Origin of the sequence: Erwinia sp. LJJL01, from assembly GCF_047300805.2 — a bacterium.
GTDB classification, from domain to species: domain Bacteria; phylum Pseudomonadota; class Gammaproteobacteria; order Enterobacterales; family Enterobacteriaceae; genus Erwinia; species Erwinia aphidicola.
In genome coordinates this window covers 3754032-3774054 of sequence record NZ_CP178576.1, presented here as the reverse complement: position 1 = coordinate 3774054, position 20023 = coordinate 3754032, and the positions used below count along the sequence as shown (strand labels likewise).

The following is a 20023-nucleotide window of genomic DNA, read 5'->3' as shown; positions in this document are numbered from 1 at the left end:
ACGCTTTATGCATCTTTTTCAGGCTAATGACGTGGCGTATCGTTTCCCCATTAATCACAAAAGAGGCAGGTTTAATGACCGACTACATCCGAAATATTGTTAACAATCAGAATGTCACTTCACTGGCTACGTTGATTCGTGGCGCGACGATACTGAGTATGGACGGGAACGTCGGTAACATTGAGCGCGGCGATATTCTCATCAACGGCTCAACGATTACCGCCGTCGGCCAGAACCTTGATGTGCCGGATGCGCATGTCATTGATGCCACCAACATGATCGCCATGCCGGGAATGGTCGATTCTCATCGTCACGCATGGGAAGGACAGCTGCGCCGAATTAACCCAAACGCCACCTGCCTGGACGACTACAGCAACGCCACGCACTTCTCCTTCGCTAAATATTACCGTCCTGCCGATATCTATGTTGGCAACCTGCTGACGGCGCTGGGCGCTATTGACGCGGGCATCACCACGATGATCGATAACTCGCACAACAGCCGAACTGCAGCGCATTCCGATGCCGCCGTCGAGGCCTTACTTGATACCGGCATTCGCGCCATTCATGCTTCCGGCGCACCGGTAGCTGGCGAATGGGATAAAGCGCACTGGCCGGGAAACTGGCAGCGTCTGCAGGATAAGTATTTCACCGACACCCCTGAAAGCCTGGTCTCTCTCGCCGTCATGGCCCAGCTGGAGCCGGAGTTGTGGACCGAGGCCCGCAGGCTGGGACTGTCGATTGTCACTGAGTTCTTTGGCGCTGAGATGGGGTCTGAACTTGAGTCGCTGCATCAGCAGGGGCTGCTGGGTCCGGACAATATTTTCAATCACTGCACGGCGCTGCCGGACCGGGGATGGAAAATTCTGCGGGAGGCCGGTGTCAGGGTGAACGTCTGCCCACGCTCAGATTCGCACTATGGCATCGAAAGCGGGATGTTCGCCATTGAGGCCGCGCAGCGTCATGGCATCAACCCTGGCCTGAGCGTAGACAATGAAACGTCGTACAGCACCGATATGTTTATGGAGATGCGCGTCGCCTTTTACCTGCAGCGCGTGATGGGCATGCATCAGCAGCAGTGCTGCGATTCAGAACATGCGCTGAAAACGCTTCCGGCGGCGCAACTCCTTAAAGCCGCGACTCTTGATGGCGCTGTCTGTGCGGGGCTGCAGAACAAAGTGGGCAGCCTGACGCCAGGCAAACAAGCCGACCTGGTGCTGATTAGCGTCAGTGATCTCAATCTTTACCCTTCCGGCAATGCCTTTGGCACGGTGGTTCATGCCGCCGAGCGCAGCAACATCGACACCGTCATGATCGGCGGACGCATCGTTAAACAGAACGGTAAGGTGCTGGGCGTAGACAGCGCGCGACTACGTGCGGCGATTGATGAGTCGCGTGAGCACCTTTTTGCAGCCTCTGGTTACCAGCCTGACATTTTTGCTGACACCTTCCTACCGCTGGTGCAGGCCGACTGACCAGGATGAAAAGCATGGGCATGATCTATTACGTAATCGCTTTTGCCGCAGGTCTGGGGATCACCCTGCAGACGACCCTGAACAGCCAGCTGGCAAAGGGACTGGGCGGCGATCCGGTCACTGCGGCGCTGTTTTCATTTACGGCAGGCGCGTTCAGCCTGGGGATTTACGCGCTGCTGCGGGGTGGGTTGATGACATCGCTAGCGGCGATCCCGTCGCAACCCCTCTGGAGTCTGGCGGGCGGAATGATAGGCGCATGTGCACTGTTCAGCTACGTCGTGCTTGCGCCGAAAATTGGGTTTTCAGCGCTGCTCGGGCTGGCGATTGTCGGACAGTTACTTTCCTCGCAGATGATTGACCATTTTGGCTTGCTGGGCGCTGTGCGGCGTCCGGTTTCGTTACTCAGGCTGGGGGGAATGGTTGTCATGCTGATCGGACTTGCCGTCATGCTTTTCGGCGATAGGCTCTCTGCACGTTTTCTGCAGTAGCTGCGTTATCCACTTTTGCCATCGTGCAGTACGACCTTTTATCTCCGGAGGATTATCATGTTTTCAATTGCAGCTGAGGTCAGGAATACGCTCGGAGAGTGCCCGCTGTGGTGTGAAAGAACCCGCAGGCTCTACTGGACTGACATTGAAGCCAGTGAACTGCTCGCAATAGAAGAAGGCAATGATGCTGTGATGCGCTGGTCGCTGCCGGAACGCCTTGGCTCCTTTGCACTGACTGAAAAAAGTCACATTCTGCTGATGGGATTCGCGTCAAGACTGGCTTTCTATGATCTCAACAGCGGGTTAATTACCCCAGTGGCCGCTTCACCGGGAGGCACCAATACCCGCATAGGTGATGGACGATGTGACCGTGCCGGTAATTTTGTCTTCGGGACGATGGATGATGGTTATCCCGTTAAAGTCATCGGTAAGTTTCATCGACTCAACGCGGCAACGCTGACTGTTGAGACGCTTGCACTGCCCGATGTCGCTATACCGAACAGCATCTGTTTCAGCCCCGATGATGGCACGCTCTATTACTGTGACTCGATGCAGGGTCGGATAATGTGCTGTGATTACCCCTCGCTGCAGAACCAGCGCGTGTTCGCCGAAAGCGAAGGCAGCGGCGCGCCTGACGGCTCCTGCGTGGATGAGATGGGCTATCTATGGAATGCTGAATGGGGGGGGAACCGTGTTGTCCGTTACCGCCCGGATGGGACCACAGACGCTATTCTGACGTCACCTGGAATCCAGAGCACCTGTCCGACACTGGCCGGTGAGGGTTTTACCCATCTCTATTGCACCACGGCTACAGTGGGACTCACTGCGCTGTCTGAATATGACGGTGCATTGCTCAAAGCTAAATCTGATCTCAGTCCCGGATTACCTGAAAACCGCTTTGCGGCACACACAGTTTAATGGTTTTGATACTGATAGAAATTTGGCAGTTCAGGCTCAAAGAAAACGTCCGCTTCTGGCACAGGCTGTGTATAAACCCGGTTTTTGCAGTATCCGAGGACTAACACTAGCCAGGGATGCAAGATATTCCTGATATGGACTGTATTCGCAGTGATTTGTATGTAGAGGCAAAACGAGGCTATGTACTGAATATTGAGTGCTAATGACCTGTTATTAGGGGGGAAAAGCGGCCACTGCCGCTAGTTGCATCGTTCTCGCAGCTTAATGGCCAATCCTTCGGTACCCCAGAATGGACATCATCCTTTTCAGGTTATAAGCCAGTACATGCAGACTGATTTCTGTGCTGACGTTTTTAAACCGTTGCGTCAGGAAGTGAGTCGCTCCCATCCACATTTTAATTGTCCCGAACGGATGCTCTACCGTTTGCTTTCGCACGACAGCTGTTTGTGGCGATGCATTAAGCCTGGCTTGCATGTCTTCCATTTCTGCTTCATGAACCCAACGCCTTATACGTCTTGGATCGCGTTTTGATGTGGTGCACCTTGACCGCTGACTGCAATCGCGACAGGCAATATTGTTAAAGTACATTTGCTGTTCTAAACCATCCTCAACCATCGTAAATCGGTTCTGAAGCTCGTTACCCATCGGGCAAATATAAATATCTTTTTCCTGGTCATATTTGAACAATGAACGATTGAAAAGACCTTTACGGTCAGCGCCAGAGGTATCGCCTTTTGGTACTAAGGCTACGGCACCTAAGTCCTGCGTTGCTTTAATATCTCCCCGGCTGTAATAACCTTTATCAGCCAGTACGGTAATATCCGCTTTGCCAACAGCGTTCTGCGCTAATTTGGTCACCGCTGTTAGCTGCCCACGGTCTGGAGTATTCGTTACTTCATGCGCAATAATCAGGTGATATTTAGCATCAACGGCAGTCTGAACGTTATAGCTCACCTGGCGGTTAACATTGTTTATCTTCATTAGCCGGGCATCAGGATCTGTCAGTGACAGCTGCTTATCTGGGTGCTGCGCAACAGCCTGCTGGATTTTCCTGAGTTCTTTCAGACGCTTTTGCAGCCATGCCACTTTCGCAGTTGTTAAACATGCATTTTTTTCGGGCTCCGCAGCCTTGTCAGCTTCTTCGAGCTTATTCAGGTAAAGAGAGATACTTTGCTCAACCCTTTCAATGTGGCCTTTTGTTTTCTGGGGCGTGAAATTGTTCGATTTGCTGTTTACCGCCTTGAACTTACTACCGTCAATGGCAACCACCACATCGGTGAATATCTGCATCTGCCGACATAGATCAATGAAAGCGCGGCAAGCGTTTTTGATGCCTTTACCATTGTTTTTTCTGAAGTCTGCAATGGTTTTAAAATCAGGCGTTAATCGCTCAAGTAACCACATCAATTCAACGTTACGATGGGCTTCTTTCTCTACCGGCGGGATGACTGGATGCGGTTCAGGTACCCATAAATGTACAGCTTCAGCATGGTTGCGGGGTGATATCCAGGCCGCCCGGTTTGTTTTGCATTAACGCGCTCAAAGCCAAGTGCATCAAGATGTAGTCCATCAACAAAGACGTCAATAACCCTGACAGGGTTGTCTTCTGTGACAAAATCATCCAGCACTTCAGGGAGCAACGTCACCTGATGTCTGCCTTGACCTTTAATATGGTGAGTCATACCTGCAACCGCTTTATCTAATCGTATGATTATAATTTTATTAAATAAAGTAGATTTCCGCATGGGTTTATCAAGAATGGTTGATCATATAAAGCCACTACTTAGACCAAAAAGTGATCAGTAGTTTTCACACAGCCTGGGCACGAAGCGGACAGCTAAGTTGAACACCGCCTGCAATCAACAACGGCAGATATCCTGCTGCACTTAGAATCTTTGATTGCACGTGAGCATCATTTGATTTAGATTTTACTAAATTTAGAAAAAACTAAAATAAGAATGAAAGAAACGAGTCTACTTCACATACAAGAGGGGGCCTTGCGGGCAACCACGCTGCTTAAGTCGATGAGTAACAGCAGTCGTCTGTTAATCCTCTGTATTCTCATTGATAAACCCGGCACCTCTTCGGGTGAACTGGGGCAACTGACCGGCTTAACACCTTCTGCAACCTCTCAACACCTTGCGAAAATGAAAGACGAGGGTTTGATTGAGTCAAAAAGGGTCGCGCAAAAAGTCAACTATTTCATCAAAAACGATGCGGTGAAAAAAGTTATATCCACCTTAAAAGACATTTACTGTCCTGAGGATTGTTAAAATGACACCAGAATCAGTCTCACCGCAAGAAGCCCAAAAGCTTATTGAAGCAGGCGCTGTGCTCATTGATATCCGGGAACGCGCTGAATACTTGCGTGAGCATATACCCCATGCGAACTCGCTTCCGCTCACTGAGATTACGGCAGGTAAAACGGTGGAAAATGCGGCGCGACAGCCTGTCATTTTCCACTGCCAGGCAGGAATGCGCACGGTTCAAAATGCTAACGCGCTGACCCATGCCGCAAGCCCTGCGTCGGTTTTACTGATGTCAGGTGGCATTAACGCGTGGAAGCGCGTCGGCCTTCCGACAATCGAAGACAAAAAGCAACCACTGCCTGTTATGAGGCAAGTCCAGATTGCTGCGGGCACGCTTGTTCTTACCGGTGTTGTTTTGGGATACGCCGTTGACAGCAGGCTGTTTCTTTTATCAGGCTTTGTCGGTGCAGGACTACTTTTTGCCGGCTTAACGGGGTTTTGTGGAATGGCAAACATTTTGTTAAAAATGCCATGGAGCAGGAATTCCTGAGAGGGCTTCTGAGGCTGTGGCTGGAGGGCCGAGTATAACCCGCGCACTTTGCGGCATTAATTTTGCAAAAGTCACTTCCTGTTTCTGGTTCTGCACCATTGTGGGATATATTGGCAGCACTATCGTAAATGAACATTAGATGCAGGTAACCTCAGCAATGGCTCTGATCCCCAACAACTATGCGCGGCTGGAACCCGGCTATCGTGAAAAAGCCCTGAAAATCTATCCCTGGGTTTGTGGACGCTGCGCGCGCGAGTTTGTTTATTCAAACCTGCGTGAATTAACGGTTCACCATATCGACCACGATCATACCAACAATCCGGAAGACGGCAGTAACTGGGAGTTGCTGTGCCTCTATTGCCACGACCACGAACATGAGAAATATACGGAAGCCGACCAGTACGGCACCCGCGTGGTCGCCGGGGAAGATGCGCAGAATGATGTAGGCGCAGCCACCTATAATCCGTTTGCCGATTTAAAGTCGCGGCTGGATAAGAAGAAGTAATCGCTGCGATACCCGCTTCTGGCGCAGATCCTGTGCCAGATGTTATCATAATAACAATAAATTCATACAGTTACCTCATGCGCCTTCTGCCCTTCGTGCGATCATGAAGATGGCTCATGCAGCAATGAAATTAAATCACTTTTCCTCAATCAGTGACTCTGGCATAAAGTACCTACTGCTATTTTATTTAGACCATCTGAATAATAAAACCAGAAAAGAAAATTTGAAAGCACTGAATAAATAATTCAGGTTTTATATCAGAAATCAGGATACTTCATCGCCATGAATAATAAATTAAAATTTACGCTTAAAAGCCTCACTTTCGATGAGAATTATAACCCCTCTGAGAATACTCGTATTACCACCAACTTCGCTAATTTAGCGCGCGGTGAGATGCGTCAGGAAAACTTGCGTAATGCCCTGACGATGATTGACGATCGTTTTAATAGCCTAGCGCGCGAGGATAATCCCAACGGCGATCGTTACGCCGTGGAGCTTGAGATCGTCTCTGTTGAGATGGATGTGGAAGGCAAAGGCGTTCCCTTCCCGGTGATTGAAATATTGAAAACCCATATCGTCGATCGTAAAAACAATCAGCGCATTGAGGGGATTGTCGGCAATAATTTCTCTTCTTACGTGCGTGATTATGACTTCAGCGTGGTGCTGTTAGAGCATAACAAAAAACGGTCCAGCTTCAGCACGCCGGATAATTTTGGTGCGCTGCACGGGAATCTGTTTAAAACTTTCGTTAACTCAAGCACCTACAAAGAAAACTTCAAGAAGCAGCCGGTTATCTGCCTGAGCGTGTCCAGCAAAAATACCTATCACCGCACCGACTATCAGCATCCGGTACTGGGCGTTGAATATCGGCAGAATGCGCTGTCCATGACCGATCACTATTTCAAGAAAATGGGTTTGGAGGCGCGCTACTTTATGCCGCCAAATGCAGTCGCGCCTCTGGCCTTCTATTTCTCCGGTGACTTAATTAACGACTATACGGATCTTGAGCTGATCAGCACCATCAGTACGATGGAAACGTTCCAGAGAATTTACCGTCCTGAAATTTACAACGCGAATTCAGTCGCGGGACAAGAGTATCAGCCAAGCCTGAACAGTCAGGACTATGCATTAACTAAAATTGTTTACGATCGCGAAGAACGCAGCCAGCTGGCCGTTGAGCAGGGCAAATTGACTGAAGAGAAATTCATTAAGCCTTACCAGAATGTTCTTAAGCAATGGTCTGCAGATACCGTTCTTTGATTCAGAAATTACAAGGTCACCTATTATGAAAAAGTTATTACCCACTTCCTCTGCTGGCAGCTTGCCTAAACCCTCCTGGCTGGCACAGCCTGAAGTTTTATGGTCGCCGTGGAAATTGCAGGATCAGGAACTGATTGACGGCAAGAAAGACGCTCTGCGTCTCTGCCTGGAAGACCAGCAGCAGGCGGGCATTGATATTGTCAGCGATGGCGAACAGACACGCCAACATTTCGTCACCACCTTTATTGAGCATCTCGAAGGCGTGGATTTCGCGCAGCGTGAAATCGTTAAGATTCGCGACCGTTACGACGCCAGCGTGCCGACCGTCGTGGGTCCGGTAAGCCGCAAAAAGTCGGTCTTTGTCGAGGACGCTAAGTTCCTGCGTCAGCAGACTGACAAGCCAATTAAGTGGGCCCTGCCGGGTCCGATGACGATGATCGATACCCTGTATGATAATCACTATAAAAGCCGTGAAAAACTGGCGTGGGAATTCGCTAAGATCCTGAATGAAGAAGCGAAAGAGCTGGAAGCGGTGGGTGTGGATATTATCCAGTTCGATGAGCCAGCGTTTAACGTCTTCTTTGATGAGGTGAATGACTGGGGTATCGCCACTCTGGAAAGGGCCATCGAAGGGCTGAAGTGCGAAACGGCTGTGCATATTTGCTACGGCTACGGCATCAAAGCGAATACCGACTGGAAAAAGACGCTGGGTTCCGAGTGGCGCCAGTACGAAGAGATTTTTCCGAAGCTGCAAAAATCGAATATCGACATTATTTCACTCGAATGTCAGAACTCGCATGTTCCTATGGAGCTGCTGGAGCTGATCCGCGGGAAAAAAGTGATGGTGGGCGCCATTGACGTGGCAACTAACAATATTGAAACCCCCGAAGAGGTCGCCGCGACGCTGCGCAAAGCGCTGCAGTTCGTCGATGCCGACAAGCTCTACCCTTGCACCAACTGCGGCATGATCCCGCTGCCGCGTGGCGTGGCAAGAGGCAAGCTCGATGCCTTGAGCGCGGGTGCCGAGATCATCCGTAAAGAGCTACTGGCTAAATAACGCTGCCTGATTAAAAGTCCGTGAAGGGGATCCTGAGCGGACTTTATAATTCAACGCGACCTTCCCCTGGTTGTTCTACAGTTAGTCATTCTGTGCACGATGACGTAGGGTTTGCGGCGACTCCCCGGAGGTACGCAAAAATGCCTTGCGCATCCTCTCTGCCGATATAAAACCAACACTTGCTGCAATATTGTCAAAATTATCGTGCCCCTGCTCTATTCGAGCGCTGGCAACTTCAAGGCGTAACTGTTCCACTGCTTTCGCCGGTGTTATACCCGTTTCCCTGCGGAAGGCTCGGGAAAAGTTTCTGGGGCTCATCGCCATACGGTCGGCAAGACACTCAACCACCAGGACTTCATCAAGATGTTCCCGAACCCAGCCCATCAGTTCGCTAAATAATCCAGCACTGGGTGCGATCTCCAGCAAGACGGACTTTTGTGAATAACGACCAGGGCGGCGATAATATACCACCAGCTGTCTGGCGACCTGAGTAGCCACCGAACGTCCCAGATCCTCTGCAATTAATGCCAGTGCCAGGTCAATGCCAGCGGTAATTCCCGCCGATGTCCAAATCTTTCCATCACAGACATAGATACTGTCAAATTCCACCCTGACTTTAGGATAATCTCTGGCCAGTTGCTCCGCCCGACACCAGTGAGTTGTCGCCCGGTGTCCATTAAGGACACCGGAGGAGGCAAGCAGAAACGCACCTGAGCATACGCTTGCCAGACGGCGAACTTTCGCCGCAGCTTTGCGGATATATTGTTGAAGTGGCACATTCTCCACCATAGTCGAGATACCGGGTCCACCCACAATCATTAACGTATCATAATCAAGGGGATGACAAGAATTAGCTACCGTTCCAACCCCACCAGAACTCGATATTATCCCCTGCTGATGAGAAATAACACTCAACTCATAACTTCCAGGAATAACCTGGCTGGCGACCTCAAAGGCGGTTGCAGGCCCTGACATATCAAGCAGTTGAAATCCTTCAAAAACATACAGTCCTATCTTACGTGTCATGGCAGTAATACCCCGATATTAGTCATTGCTCTCAGTAGACATCACCGTTATTTTAAAACATGTTAAGTGCATCATTTATAATTTTATGAATCATTGATGCCAAATTAGATCATTCACACTTGAGGTAAAAAAAAGAAAGTAATTTATCTTTTAACACCCTAATGAAAATACTATGAATCTGGAACTAAGCATCTAATACAAAAACATCTCTGTTGAGGAAGATCAGATGAAAGGGAAACTTTTATCACTGTCCTATGCTCCTTCCGAAGCGACGCCTGAACATGAAACATTTATTAATCAGGGTAGAGAGATATTTAGAGAGCACCAGAAAGGGAGGCATGTGCAGTTCGATATCACCACTCGCCTCTGAGGTATCCCCACAAAAATTGATTGAATATTGTTGCGGGATGACAGGTGCCCGGTTTCAGGAGGGAGGGCTGCTTTCCGCACCGGCATGAATACATCCCTGTAGCCTGGCTCACGGCCATCCCTGGCCGTGGGCCTGCTGCAATCAGCCCTCCCCCCTTGCACCCAAAGCCGCAGCGTCGCGGTTTGAAAGCCACAGCGAGCACGATGATAGCGGGGGATGGGCTCAGCCTGAGGTAAGCCGGACGTCACGCGGCAGGGATGCCGCATGCCGAGGCCCGCAGGGAGCGTCTTTTGCCGTTCCGGCGTGCTCAGGCTGAGCTCAGACCGGTTAGCGGACGTTTAGCGATTGAAGTCATTTCTGGGGATTCCTCAGCCACTCACCTCTTCACTGGCAATCTCTGACAACGGAGTATCGGATATGATCAATAAGCCTTTGCAAGTCGGTCTGTTACTTTTCCCGCAGGTAACTCAACTCGACCTCACCGGGCCGGCAGAAGTATTTGCAGCCAGCAGCCGCTGCGACGTTCATCTGATTTGGAAAACGCTCCTTCCCGTAAAGACCGGTTCAGGATGGTCAATTCTACCCACCCAAACATTTGCAACATCACCGGTGCTGGATGTGATCTGCATCCCCGGTGGTAGTGGTCAGATAGCCCTGATGGATGATGAACTGACCCTGGATTTTATCCGCCGTCAGGCTGCGAGTGCTTCAGTTATCGCTTCTGTCTGTACCGGTTCTCTGGTGCTGGGCGCTGCTGGTCTTCTCGAAGGTTTCCGTGCAACCAGCCACTGGATGTCGCTGCTGCAGCTGGAATACCTCAGAGCAATTCCGGTTAAACAGCGGGTAGTCGTAGATGGTAACCGCATCACCGGTGCCGGGATTTCTGCTGGAATCGATCTCGCCTTGACGGTGATGGAGCGACTGCTGGGAACTGAGACGGTAAAGGATATCCAGTTAGGAATTGAATACGGTCCTGAACCACTTTATACGCTTACAGAACTGGAAACTCCTGAGCGCGTTGAGCGCCTGCAACACCATGCCGAACAGCGTCAGCTGCTCCGGCTGGCTGCAACCCTAAGGGCAGCAGCACGTCTGGAGGTAAGATGACCTCCATGCCAAAAGAAGTCTGGATCCTGACTCTTTGCCAGGTGCTGTTTACTGCAGCTATTTCAATAGACCTTACCATTACCAGTCTGGCTGGACAGTCTTTAACACTGCATCCTGAACTAGCAACCATTCCTTTTGCCTTACTGACCGTGGGTGGTGCGTTAATCATGCCCATTTTGGGATGGCAGATTCGTTATCATGGTAGACGTAACGCACTGTTAACAGGGTGCTGTATCGGTGTGGCTGGAGCACTCATCTCAACGATATCGACATTAATACCTCACTTCTGGGGGTTGTGCCTGGGTTGCTTACTGGTTGGCGCTTTTCAGGCCTCAGCACAGTTTTACCGGCTGGCAGCAGGTGATCTGGTGAGACAGGAATTGAAACAGTTTGCAGTATCGCTGGTGCTGGCAGGGGGAGTGATTGCTGCCTTTCTCGGGCCGGGCCTGGCGGTATGGAGCGCATCTCTCTACCCCTCTTCACTTTTTACCGGTTCCTATCTGACTGTGAGTATTCTGATACTGGTCTCAGCACTACTGTTAGTCTGTTTTTATAAGACAGATGGTAAGCCTGCACTTGCAGAAGCCTCAAAGGCTGAGTGGGCTGGCAATTATGCTGCCCTCAAGAAACCCGTTTATCTGGTTGCCACAATAAATGGTGTGCTGATTACCAGCGTCATGATGTTAATGATGAGTTCTGCACCTCTGGCAATTGTAAAGGCCGGCCTAACGATGAAGGAGGGTGCTGCCGTCATGCAATGGCATTTAGTCGGCATGTATGCCCCCTCTCTAGTGGCGGGTTATACTTTCCGCAAATTGGGTGCCGGCATGAGCCTTATGATTGGGATCAGTTTGACAGTACTTGCTGCTTTGGTTGGCATGCAAGGGACTCAGCTGGCTACATTCTACTGGTCACTTGCCCTGCTCGGAGTGGGTTGGAATCTGAGTTTCGTCACCAGCTCCATTCTTCTTTCGCTAGGAAATGATTCCAGCATGCGCAAAGCAGCCCAAACGGCCAGTGAAACATTACGTTATCTCTTCTCGTCAGCTGCTTCGCTGCTGTCCGCTGCAGCTCTGGAGTACTTTGGATGGCATCAACTCAATATCATTATGCTGCCATTTTTACTGGTAGGTCTCTGTGTCACTGGATGTTGGATAATCTTTTCCAGAACAACCCCTCACGCCGGATGAATATCTTATCGGGCGCAGGGGATTGAAGAGACCTGGCATCTTTATCCGTTCTGACTATTTTCGCCAGCCCAGCCCTGGAGCAACGTGCTTCAGTATCGCCTCGATGGTGTGCGCGCAGTAATCCACGCCCAGCTGATTCGGAACGGTCAGCAGCAGCGTGTCGGCTTCGGCAATCGCTTCATCCTCTGCCAGCTGTTTAATCAGCACATCCGGCTCGGCGGCGTAGCTGCGGCCAAAAATGGCGCGGGTTTTCTCGTCGAGGTAGCCGACCTGATCCGCGTCCTTACCGCTGTTGCCGAAGTACATACGGTCCTGCTGATTCACCAGCGCGAAAATACTGCGGCTAACGGAGACGCGCGGCGTGCGGGCGTGTCCGGCCGCTTTCCAGGCTTCACGGTAGGCGCGGATCTGCTTCGCCTGCTGAATATGGAACGGCTCGCCGGTTTCATCATCCTTCAGCGTTGAGCTTTGCAGGTTCATTCCCAGCTTCGCCGCCCACACCGCCGTGGCATTGGAGCCTGCGCCCCACCAGATACGCTCGCGCAGCCCTTCCGAGTAAGGCTCCACGCGCAGCATGCCCGGTGGATTAGGGAACATCGGCTGCGGGTTCGGCTTAGCGAAGCCTTCGCCGCGCAGCACGTCGAGCAGCACTTCGGTGTGATGACGCGCCATATCCGACTCGTTCTCACCTTCGGCGGGCTGATAGCCGAAATAGCGCCAGCCGTCGATCACCTGCTCCGGCGAACCGCGGCTGATGCCGAGCTGCAGGCGCCCGCCGGAGATCAGATCGGCGGAACCGGCATCTTCAGCCATGTACAGCGGGTTCTCATAGCGCATATCGATGACGCCCGTGCCGATCTCAATACGGCGGGTTTTGGCGCCCACGGCGGCCAGCAGCGGGAACGGAGAGCTGAGCTGGCGGGCGAAGTGATGCACGCGAAAGTAAGCGCCGTCCGCGCCCAGCTCTTCGGCCGCGACCGCCAGATCGATGGATTGCAACAGCGCGTCGGCAGCAGAACGCGTGCCGGACTGCGGCGAAGGTGTCCAGTGACCAAACGACAGAAATCCAATACTTTTCATAAGGTTTTCCTGAGTGGAAATTGCGTGGAGATAATACTATTCCTAACTCGCCGTGCCTGACTAAGCAAGGATTGTAATCAAAAATGAAATATCGTATAACAGGCTGCTCCGAGGGGTGTCCTGTAATGGGCTGAGATGGCGTAAGCCGAACCCTTTGAACCTGATCTGGGTCATGCCAGCGAAGGGACGGGTTGGCATCGATCATGTGCCTGTTCATACCTCTGCGTGCCCGGATCTCCACTGAATTTATGGAGGTCCCGTGTCTCACCCCGTTTCCCACATCGATTTCAGCCAGGGTTTGTACGGCCGTTTACGCCAGCAGGCGGGCCCTGAATGGCACCACTACGTCGATCACCCGTTTTTGCAGCAGCTGGCTGACGCTACCCTGCCCGACGTTGCGTTTCGTCGTTACCTGACCCAGGACTATCTGTTCCTGATCCACTTTGCCCGCGCCTATGCCCTGCTGGTTTCCAAGCTGCGTACCCTGCCGGAAATGCGCGCCGCCACCGCCTCACTCAACGCTATCGTCAATGAACTGCCGCTGCACGTTGGCTACTGCGCAAGCTGGGGGCTGAGTGAAGCACAGATGGCAGCCGAGCCGGAAGCGGCGGAGACCATGAACTACACCCGCTACGTGCTGGATATCGGCCACTCCGGCGATGCGCTGGAGCTGCTGGCCGCTCTGCTACCCTGCGTGGCGGGCTATGCCGAAATCGGCCTGCGCCTGCTCAACGACCCGCAAACCCGGCTCGACGGCAGCCCGTATGCCTCGTGGATCCGTAACTACGGCGATGCCGATTATCTTTGCGGCGTGCAGGCGGCGATTGGGCTGCTGGAAACGGTGGGTCAGCAGCGCGCAGCAGAGAGCCGCATCGCCAGCCTCAGCGAGATCTTCACCACCGCCACCCGGCTGGAAGCGGCCTTCTGGCAGATGGGGCTGAATGCGGTGCCCGCACCATGATGCCCCCTGGTATTGCCGTGCGCGACCTCAGCCTGAGTTTTGGCCGGCGCACTATCTTTCAACACCTCAATTTTGACATCAAAGGCGGCAGCTTTGCGGCGCTGCTGGGCGCCAGCGGCTGTGGCAAAACCAGCCTGCTGAAGGTCATCGCCGGTCTGGCTACCGCCGATGCGGGCCAGGTGTGCGGCAGCGATGGCCTGCCGCTGGCGGGGCGCATTGCGTATATGGGCCAGAAGGATCTGCTGCTTCCGTGGCTGTCGGTGATAGACAACATCACGCTCGGCGCGCGCCTGCGCGGCGAAAAAGCCGACCTGCCCTGGGCGCAGCATCTGCTGGAGCGGGTCGGGCTGGCTGAGCAGGCAACCGAGCGTCCGGCGGCGCTCTCCGGCGGCATGCGCCAGCGCGCGGCGATTGCCCGCACGCTGTACGAGCGGCGCCCGGTAGTGCTGATGGATGAACCGTTTTCAGCGCTGGACACCCTGACGCGTGCCAGGATCCAGACGCTGGCCGCCGACCTGCTCAGCGACCATACCGTACTGCTGATCACTCACGACCCGATGGAAGCCTGTCGCCTCAGCCACCAGCTGCTGGTCCTCTCCGGCTACCCGGCGGGAATTGATGACGGCCACGCCATCGGTGGGCAGCCACCGCGCGCGCCGGACGATCCTGACCTGCTGAAAAGCCAGGGTGAACTGCTGCAACAGCTGCTGAGGGCGGCAGGATGATGATGCACTGCACAGGAAAACGCGCCCGCAGCCTGCGCGGGCTGGCGATCTTCGCCGGGCTGATGGTGCTGTGGTGGCTGGCGACGCTGACCGATATCCCGGCCTTTCTGCTGCCGTCGCCGGTTGCGGTGGCGAGGGCGCTGTGGGATGACCGGGCGTTTCTGGCCTGGCACAGCCTGATCACCGCGTCGGAAGTGCTCAGCGGGCTGGCGATCGGCGTACTACTCGGTTCACTGCTGGCGCTGGCGATGACCTTCTCGCCGCGTTTACAGCGCTGGATGATGCCGCTGGTGCTGACCAGCCAGGCAATCCCGGTCTTTGCGCTTGCTCCGCTGCTGGTGCTGTGGTTCGGCTTCGGCATCAGCGCCAAGGTGGCGATGGCGGTACTGGTGATCTTCTTCCCGGTCACCTCTGCATTTTATGACGGGCTGCGGCGCGTTAACCGTGACTGGCTCGACCTGGCCCGCACCATGGGCGCTTCACGCTGGGCGCAGCTGCGCCACATCCGCCTGATGGCCGCGCTGCCCGCGTTCGCTTCCGGCCTGCGCATGGCCGCGGCGGTAGCCCCTATCGGTGCCATTATCGGTGAGTGGGTCGGTTCCGCCGAAGGACTGGGCTACGTGATGCTGAATGCCAATGCCCGCATGCAGACCGCTCAGTGCTTTGCCGCGCTGTTTATCCTGGTCCTGATGACGGTTCTGCTGTGGCTGGCGGTCGATGCGCTGCTGCAGCGCCTGGTTAACTGGGCACCTGAAAACCACTAACACACTATAAAAGGTCATAACCATGTTCAAAAAAACCCTCTGTGCACTGCTGCTGGGCGCCGCGTGCAGCGCCCAGGCTACTGAAAAGCTGACGCTGATCCTCGACTGGTACATTAACCCCGATCACGCGCCGATTATGGTGGCCGAACAGATTGGCGCATTTAAAGCGGAGGGGCTGGACGTGAAGATCGTCCCGCCTTCGGATCCGTCACTGCCGCCGCGCCTGGTGGCGGCTAAACAGGCCGATCTCGCCATCACCTATCAGCCGCAATTACACTTCTTTGCCGATGAAGGCCTGCCGCTGGTGCGCGTCGGCACGCTGATCGACTCACCGCTGAACACGGTGATGACACTGGATAAAAGCATCACCTCGCCCGCCGGGCTGAAAGGCAAGAAGATCGGCTACTCGGTCAGCGGCATAGAGCAGGCAACGCTAGGTACTATGCTGAAGCATGAAAACGTTAATCCGCAGGACATTAAGCTGATTAATGTCAACTTCCAGCTGACCAGCGCGCTGCTGGCAGGCCAGGTGGATGCGGTGATTGGCGGCTACCGCAATATTGAAGCGCAGGAGCTGAGGCTACAGGGGAAAAATCCGGTGGTGTTTAACGTTGAGGATTATGGCGTTCCGGCCTATGACGAGCTGGTGATTGTTGCCAATCGCGACGCGGTGAATGCGCCGAAGGTGAAGAAATTCCTCGCCGCGCTGCAGAAAGGCACCGACTACCTGCTGGCGCATCCGGAAGAGAGCTGGCAGGCGTTTGCCAAAGCGCATCCCGAACTGAACACCGAGCTGAACCACGTTGCATGGCAGAAAACGCTGCCGCTGTTTGCCAAAAATCCGGCGCAGCTCGACGACCAGCGCTATCAGGCCTACGAGCAGTTCCTGTTTGATAACCAGCTAATCAAGAAGATCACCCCGGTGGAAAAGTACGCGGTCGAGGTGCATTAATTCCTCCCGCGCTGGCGCAAACGGTCAGATAATGATAATTATTATCATCTGTTTTTTTGGCGCGAGGTTTTCATGCACTCTTTGGCACCTGAACGATTAACCACCGACTGCTGCATCGTCGGCGGCGGCCCGGCCGGGTTGATGCTCGGCTATCTGCTGGCGCGTGCCGGTGTGCAGGTGGTAGTGATTGAGAAGCACGCGGATTTTTTGCGTGATTTTCGCGGTGACACTATCCACCCCTCCACGCTGCAAATCATGCACCACCTTGGCCTGCTGGACCAGCTGCTGAGCCTGCCGCACCAGCGCGTGCCGCGCCTGCAGGCGGAGCTGGGCGGCGAAGAGGTCACGCTGGCGAATTTCACCCGCCTGCCGGTGAAGTGCCGTTTTATGGCGTTTATGCCGCAGTGGGACTTTCTGAATTTTCTTGCCGGCAAAGCTTCTGCCCTGCCCGGCTTCCAGCTGCGCCAGTCGACCGCCCTTGAGGAATTAATCACTGAGGACGGCGTCGTGCGCGGCGTCACGGCCAGCGGACCTGACGGCAAGCTGGAAATTCGCGCGCAGCTGGTGGTGGGCTGTGACGGGCGGCACTCTGCGGTGCGGCAGCAGGCTGGCCTGAGCGGACGATCGTTCGGCTCACCGCGCGACGTGCTGTGGTTCCAGCTTGATAAACGTGAGGACGATCCGGAGTGGAATACCGGCCACAAGGGGCCGCGACAGAACTTTATCATGCTCGATCGCGGCAGCTTCTGGCAGTGCGGCTACTCGATTACCAAAGGGCAATTTGCTGCCATCCGGGAGAACGGTCTGGAGCCGTTTAAGCAGCAGATTGCCGACGTCGCGCCCTTCCCCATCACGCGAATGTCCGATCTGACCGACTGGCAGCAGTTCAGGCTGCTCGACATTCGCATTGACCGGCTGGACAGCTGGGCCAAACCGGGCCTGCTGTGCATCGGCGACGCCGCCCATGCGATGTCGCCAATCGGTGGGGTCGGCGTCAACCTGGCGATTCAGGACGCGGTCGCCAGCGCCAGGCTGCTTACCGCCAGCCTGCTAAAAGGCAGCGTCAGCCTGCGCCAGCTCAATAAGGTGCAAAAACGCCGTCAGTTCCCAACCAGCGCCACGCAGTTTATCCAGATAAAAATGAGCGGCAAGCAGCGCCCGGCGGGGCAAACCAGTCCGCTGCCGCGCATCATTAGACGCTACCCGTTTCTGCCCTACGTGTTTGGCTGGATCATCGGGCTGGGGTTCCGCCGTGAAAAACCGCGCCGCTTCAGGGCTGCCCCATAAAGGTTTCCAGCGGCACGCGGAAGAATCTTGCCAGTGCTTTGATCTGCTCAACGGTGAGAGATCGTTTGCCGTGGATCACCTCTGAAATAACGCTCTGCGTGGCAATCTGGCGCAGGTCAGCCTGGCGGATTTTGCGTGCTTTCATCAGCATTGAGAGCGCTTCGCCGGGCGTAACATTGGGAACCTGCAGCTGCTTCATCTCATACTCGTACACCCGGTCGCTGACCCGTTCGGCGCACTGAGCGGCAAAGTGCTCTACGTCACTGGCGTGCGAGTACAGTTCATCAATCAGCGCCATCCGCCCCTGTAAATCCGCTTCGTTCTCAACCGGCAGCGTGCAGGCGCGTAAGAGTACCGACAGCGGCTCCAGCTGTGCGGCAGCGGTTTGCAGCAGCAGCGGCAGGCTGGCGATCAGGCCATCAAGCTGGCTGGCGTTTAACGTCATTGTTCTCATGATTTACCTCTTTGAGCGGGTCTGGTCGCGCGCAGCTGAAGTAAAGACTCGAAGCGTAAGGAAGGGGTGTTGAACACATCCAGCCAGAGCTTCAGACCTGCCTTCCACTGCCCATACTTTTTCATTGCCTCAACGATGGCTCGTGCCGTGATCACTCTCATTGCTGCCTCCTGATATTATCGCAAATTGCGATATTCACAATCCCTGAAATTTCGTTAAGCACGCGTTGCTAAACCCACGTTCCAGGCCTGATTGCCTGAGATGCGGATAAGGGTAATTGAGCTGGATTTTAAAATCAGATTGTTGGGGCGATTTTGGAAAGCGGCACGCAACTCAGAAACCAATTGTGAAACCCGGTAACAGAATATTGTTGATGCCTCGAAACGCCTTGAACTTTGGTTTAAGATGCGCTGAATAAAAATGATAACGATTATCATCTCATTTCATACGGGACCGTATCACCATGAAAATCCGCTCCAAGATAGGCGCTGTACCTGCCCTGCTACTCTGCACCCTGCCCTCGCTGGCTTTTGCTACGACTTACCCGCTGACCGTCACCGATATGGACGGGCAGAAAGTGGTCATTAAGCAGGAGCCAAAGCGCGTCATTTTGCAGGATGGCCGTGAGATCCTCAGCCTGGCGCTGCTGGACCGTGATAATCCGTTCCAGCGCGTGGTGGCGTGGAACAACCTGATGAAAAAGCAGGATACCGGCAGCTGGAATATGCTGAAGCAGAAGTGGCCGCAGGCGCAGGAGATCCTCGACATGGGCTTCTCTGACCAGGGCGAAGTGAATCTTGAAACGGTGATCGCTAAGCAGCCGGACCTGATGATTGCCCAGCTGCGCGCCAAACCCGCCCTGAAGCAGACCGGCGTGCTGGCCCAGCTCAGCGCCCTGAACATCCCGGTGCTATTCGTGGATGATGAACTGCACCCGGTTGAGCACACTGCCGCCAGCGTCACTCTGCTCGGCCAGGTGCTGAACAAGGAAGCCAACGCCAAAGCCTACACCGACTGGTATCAGCACAAGCTGAGCGCCATGCAGGCCGCGGTGAAAGATGTTACCCCTAAGCCGACCGTGTTCGTTGAGCCCATCGCTGGCGTGGGCGGCGGCGGCGAGTCCTGCTGCTTTACTCACGGTCACAACGGCTGGGGCGGCCTGATTGAGGCAACCGGCGCGAAAAACATCGGTTCTGAGCTGCTGCCCGGCACCAGCGGCACGGTAGCCGTTGAGAAGGTGATCAGCATGAACCCCGATTACTACGTGATGAGCGGCTCAAAGCGCGGCGGCAAAGGTAACGCGGTGATCCCACTGGGCTACAACACCGACGTCAGCGAGATCAAAGCCAGCTTTGACCACCTGCGCAATCGCACCGGCGTGAAGGATATTCCGGCGGTGAAAGCGGGCAAGGTCGCGGCGGTCTATCACCACTTCTACAACCATCCGTACAATATTATCGGCATGGAAATGCTGGCGAAGGACTTCTATCCGCAGCAGTTTAAGGACGTCAATCCCACGGCGGATTATCACACCATAATCCGCAACTTCACCAAACTGCCGGATGAGCCGATCAATCTCGAATATCACCCTGAGCAGTAAACGGACCG

20 protein-coding genes, 1 pseudogene and 1 riboswitch are annotated in these 20023 nt (G+C 54.1%); of the genes and pseudogenes, 16 read left to right on the top strand and 5 right to left on the bottom strand.

The annotated features are described in order from the left end of the window. Positions 1–74 precede the first annotated feature (74 nt). Genes ACLI4M_RS18680 through ACLI4M_RS18670 form a run of 3 tightly spaced genes read left to right on the top strand, consistent with a single transcriptional unit; the run spans position 75 to position 2878 of the window. Positions 75–1472, top strand: coding sequence for an amidohydrolase family protein (locus tag ACLI4M_RS18680; RefSeq protein WP_133623901.1), 1398 nt, complete (start codon positions 75–77; stop codon positions 1470–1472). Positions 1473–1486: 14 nt separating this feature from the next. After that, the gene (locus tag ACLI4M_RS18675) at positions 1487–1960 is read left to right on the top strand and encodes a DMT family transporter (protein ID WP_004958554.1); all 474 of its coding nucleotides are present in this window, start codon (positions 1487–1489) and stop codon (positions 1958–1960) included. Between the two features lie 57 nt (positions 1961–2017). Next, positions 2018–2878 carry an SMP-30/gluconolactonase/LRE family protein gene (locus ACLI4M_RS18670; RefSeq protein WP_133623902.1) on the top strand — a complete coding sequence of 287 codons (861 nt, stop codon included), beginning with the start codon at positions 2018–2020 and terminating at the stop codon, positions 2876–2878. A 261-nt stretch (positions 2879–3139) separates the two neighbouring features. On the opposite strand, the pseudogene ACLI4M_RS18665 reads toward ACLI4M_RS18670, so the two are convergent. Further along, a pseudogene (locus ACLI4M_RS18665) lies at positions 3140–4560 on the bottom strand (IS1182 family transposase). A 276-nt stretch (positions 4561–4836) separates the two neighbouring features. Here ACLI4M_RS18665 and ACLI4M_RS18660 point away from each other — a divergent pair. The 5 genes from ACLI4M_RS18660 (at position 4837) to ACLI4M_RS18640 (ending at position 8499) form a co-directional block, all read left to right on the top strand. Next, complete coding sequence (locus ACLI4M_RS18660) at positions 4837–5151, top strand: ArsR/SmtB family transcription factor (protein WP_062818141.1); 315 nt, start codon at positions 4837–4839, stop codon at positions 5149–5151. 1 nt (position 5152) lies between these two features. Further along, positions 5153–5677: a rhodanese family protein gene (locus ACLI4M_RS18655; protein ID WP_133623903.1), complete on the top strand. Its 525-nt coding sequence runs from the start codon at positions 5153–5155 to the stop codon at positions 5675–5677. Positions 5678–5834: 157 nt separating this feature from the next. Further along, positions 5835–6182 (top strand): HNH nuclease YajD, encoded by a 348-nt coding sequence (gene yajD / locus ACLI4M_RS18650; protein WP_133623904.1) that lies wholly within the window; start codon positions 5835–5837, stop codon positions 6180–6182. Between the two features lie 282 nt (positions 6183–6464). Beyond that, on the top strand, positions 6465–7442 hold the full coding sequence (locus ACLI4M_RS18645; protein WP_133623905.1) for a DUF1852 domain-containing protein: 978 nt from the start codon (positions 6465–6467) through the stop codon (positions 7440–7442). Positions 7443–7467: 25 nt separating this feature from the next. Beyond that, positions 7468–8499 carry a methionine synthase gene (locus tag ACLI4M_RS18640; RefSeq protein ID WP_048915684.1) on the top strand — a complete coding sequence of 344 codons (1032 nt, stop codon included), beginning with the start codon at positions 7468–7470 and terminating at the stop codon, positions 8497–8499. Positions 8500–8580: 81 nt separating this feature from the next. Here the strand turns inward: ACLI4M_RS18640 and ACLI4M_RS18635 are convergent, their stop codons facing one another. Then, complete coding sequence (locus ACLI4M_RS18635) at positions 8581–9525, bottom strand: GlxA family transcriptional regulator (RefSeq protein WP_133623906.1); 945 nt, start codon at positions 9523–9525, stop codon at positions 8581–8583. Between the two features lie 787 nt (positions 9526–10312). On the opposite strand from ACLI4M_RS18635, the gene ACLI4M_RS18630 reads away from it, so the two are divergent. Next, positions 10313–11002 (top strand): DJ-1/PfpI family protein, encoded by a 690-nt coding sequence (locus tag ACLI4M_RS18630; protein WP_133623907.1) that lies wholly within the window; start codon positions 10313–10315, stop codon positions 11000–11002. Beyond that, entirely contained in the window at positions 10999–12192 is a 1194-nt protein-coding gene (locus ACLI4M_RS18625) for an MFS transporter (protein ID WP_133623908.1), read from the top strand. Before ACLI4M_RS18630 ends, ACLI4M_RS18625 begins: the two co-directional genes overlap by 4 nt. A 54-nt stretch (positions 12193–12246) precedes the next feature. Here the strand turns inward: ACLI4M_RS18625 and ACLI4M_RS18620 are convergent, their stop codons facing one another. Further along, entirely contained in the window at positions 12247–13272 is a 1026-nt protein-coding gene (locus ACLI4M_RS18620; protein ID WP_133623909.1) for an LLM class flavin-dependent oxidoreductase, read from the bottom strand. A 101-nt stretch (positions 13273–13373) separates the two neighbouring features. Further along, a riboswitch (TPP riboswitch) is annotated at positions 13374–13476 on the top strand. Between the two features lie 76 nt (positions 13477–13552). On the opposite strand from ACLI4M_RS18620, the gene ACLI4M_RS18615 reads away from it, so the two are divergent. The 5 genes from ACLI4M_RS18615 (at position 13553) to ACLI4M_RS18595 (ending at position 17961) form a co-directional block, all read left to right on the top strand. Continuing rightward, entirely contained in the window at positions 13553–14233 is a 681-nt protein-coding gene (locus ACLI4M_RS18615) for a TenA family protein (RefSeq protein ID WP_133625086.1), read from the top strand. Beyond that, entirely contained in the window at positions 14230–14958 is a 729-nt protein-coding gene (locus tag ACLI4M_RS18610) for an ABC transporter ATP-binding protein (protein ID WP_133623910.1), read from the top strand. The genes ACLI4M_RS18615 and ACLI4M_RS18610 overlap by 4 nt, the downstream gene beginning before the upstream one ends. Further along, complete coding sequence (locus ACLI4M_RS18605) at positions 14955–15722, top strand: ABC transporter permease (protein WP_133623911.1); 768 nt, start codon at positions 14955–14957, stop codon at positions 15720–15722. Before ACLI4M_RS18610 ends, ACLI4M_RS18605 begins: the two co-directional genes overlap by 4 nt. 22 nt (positions 15723–15744) lie before the next feature. After that, on the top strand, positions 15745–16674 hold the full coding sequence (locus tag ACLI4M_RS18600; protein ID WP_133623912.1) for an ABC transporter substrate-binding protein: 930 nt from the start codon (positions 15745–15747) through the stop codon (positions 16672–16674). Positions 16675–16746: 72 nt separating this feature from the next. Then, the gene (locus ACLI4M_RS18595) at positions 16747–17961 is read left to right on the top strand and encodes an FAD-dependent oxidoreductase (RefSeq protein WP_133623913.1); all 1215 of its coding nucleotides are present in this window, start codon (positions 16747–16749) and stop codon (positions 17959–17961) included. On the opposite strand, the gene ACLI4M_RS18590 is transcribed toward ACLI4M_RS18595, so the two are convergent. Both ACLI4M_RS18590 and ACLI4M_RS18585 read right to left on the bottom strand, forming a co-directional pair. Beyond that, entirely contained in the window at positions 17945–18415 is a 471-nt protein-coding gene (locus ACLI4M_RS18590; RefSeq protein ID WP_133623914.1) for a helix-turn-helix domain-containing protein, read from the bottom strand. The two genes, ACLI4M_RS18595 and ACLI4M_RS18590, sit on opposite strands and share 17 nt — an antisense overlap. Next, positions 18412–18576, bottom strand: coding sequence for a hypothetical protein (locus ACLI4M_RS18585; RefSeq protein ID WP_166643184.1), 165 nt, complete (start codon positions 18574–18576; stop codon positions 18412–18414). The genes ACLI4M_RS18590 and ACLI4M_RS18585 overlap by 4 nt, the downstream gene beginning before the upstream one ends. Positions 18577–18878: 302 nt before the next feature. On the opposite strand from ACLI4M_RS18585, the gene ACLI4M_RS18580 reads away from it, so the two are divergent. Further along, positions 18879–20015 (top strand): ABC transporter substrate-binding protein, encoded by a 1137-nt coding sequence (locus tag ACLI4M_RS18580; protein WP_133623915.1) that lies wholly within the window; start codon positions 18879–18881, stop codon positions 20013–20015. Positions 20016–20023: the final 8 nt, after the last annotated feature.

Bases quoted from the DNA above. Each gene is read 5' to 3' on its own strand.
- ACLI4M_RS18680 (WP_133623901.1), top strand. From the start codon at position 75: ATGACCGACTACATCCGAAATATTGTTAACAATCAGAATGTCACTTCA.
- ACLI4M_RS18675 (WP_004958554.1), top strand. From the start codon at position 1,487: ATGGGCATGATCTATTACGTAATCGCTTTTGCCGCAGGTCTGGGGATC.
- ACLI4M_RS18670 (WP_133623902.1), top strand. From the start codon at position 2,018: ATGTTTTCAATTGCAGCTGAGGTCAGGAATACGCTCGGAGAGTGCCCG.
- ACLI4M_RS18660 (WP_062818141.1), top strand. From the start codon at position 4,837: ATGAAAGAAACGAGTCTACTTCACATACAAGAGGGGGCCTTGCGGGCA.
- ACLI4M_RS18655 (WP_133623903.1), top strand. From the start codon at position 5,153: ATGACACCAGAATCAGTCTCACCGCAAGAAGCCCAAAAGCTTATTGAA.
- yajD (WP_133623904.1), top strand. From the start codon at position 5,835: ATGGCTCTGATCCCCAACAACTATGCGCGGCTGGAACCCGGCTATCGT.
- ACLI4M_RS18645 (WP_133623905.1), top strand. From the start codon at position 6,465: ATGAATAATAAATTAAAATTTACGCTTAAAAGCCTCACTTTCGATGAG.
- ACLI4M_RS18640 (WP_048915684.1), top strand. From the start codon at position 7,468: ATGAAAAAGTTATTACCCACTTCCTCTGCTGGCAGCTTGCCTAAACCC.
- ACLI4M_RS18635 (WP_133623906.1), bottom strand. From the start codon at position 9,525: ATGACACGTAAGATAGGACTGTATGTTTTTGAAGGATTTCAACTGCTT.
- ACLI4M_RS18630 (WP_133623907.1), top strand. From the start codon at position 10,313: ATGATCAATAAGCCTTTGCAAGTCGGTCTGTTACTTTTCCCGCAGGTA.
- ACLI4M_RS18625 (WP_133623908.1), top strand. From the start codon at position 10,999: ATGACCTCCATGCCAAAAGAAGTCTGGATCCTGACTCTTTGCCAGGTG.
- ACLI4M_RS18620 (WP_133623909.1), bottom strand. From the start codon at position 13,272: ATGAAAAGTATTGGATTTCTGTCGTTTGGTCACTGGACACCTTCGCCG.
- ACLI4M_RS18610 (WP_133623910.1), top strand. From the start codon at position 14,230: ATGATGCCCCCTGGTATTGCCGTGCGCGACCTCAGCCTGAGTTTTGGC.
- ACLI4M_RS18605 (WP_133623911.1), top strand. From the start codon at position 14,955: ATGATGATGCACTGCACAGGAAAACGCGCCCGCAGCCTGCGCGGGCTG.
- ACLI4M_RS18600 (WP_133623912.1), top strand. From the start codon at position 15,745: ATGTTCAAAAAAACCCTCTGTGCACTGCTGCTGGGCGCCGCGTGCAGC.
- ACLI4M_RS18595 (WP_133623913.1), top strand. From the start codon at position 16,747: ATGCACTCTTTGGCACCTGAACGATTAACCACCGACTGCTGCATCGTC.
- ACLI4M_RS18590 (WP_133623914.1), bottom strand. From the start codon at position 18,415: ATGAGAACAATGACGTTAAACGCCAGCCAGCTTGATGGCCTGATCGCC.
- ACLI4M_RS18585 (WP_166643184.1), bottom strand. From the start codon at position 18,576: ATGAGAGTGATCACGGCACGAGCCATCGTTGAGGCAATGAAAAAGTAT.
- ACLI4M_RS18580 (WP_133623915.1), top strand. From the start codon at position 18,879: ATGAAAATCCGCTCCAAGATAGGCGCTGTACCTGCCCTGCTACTCTGC.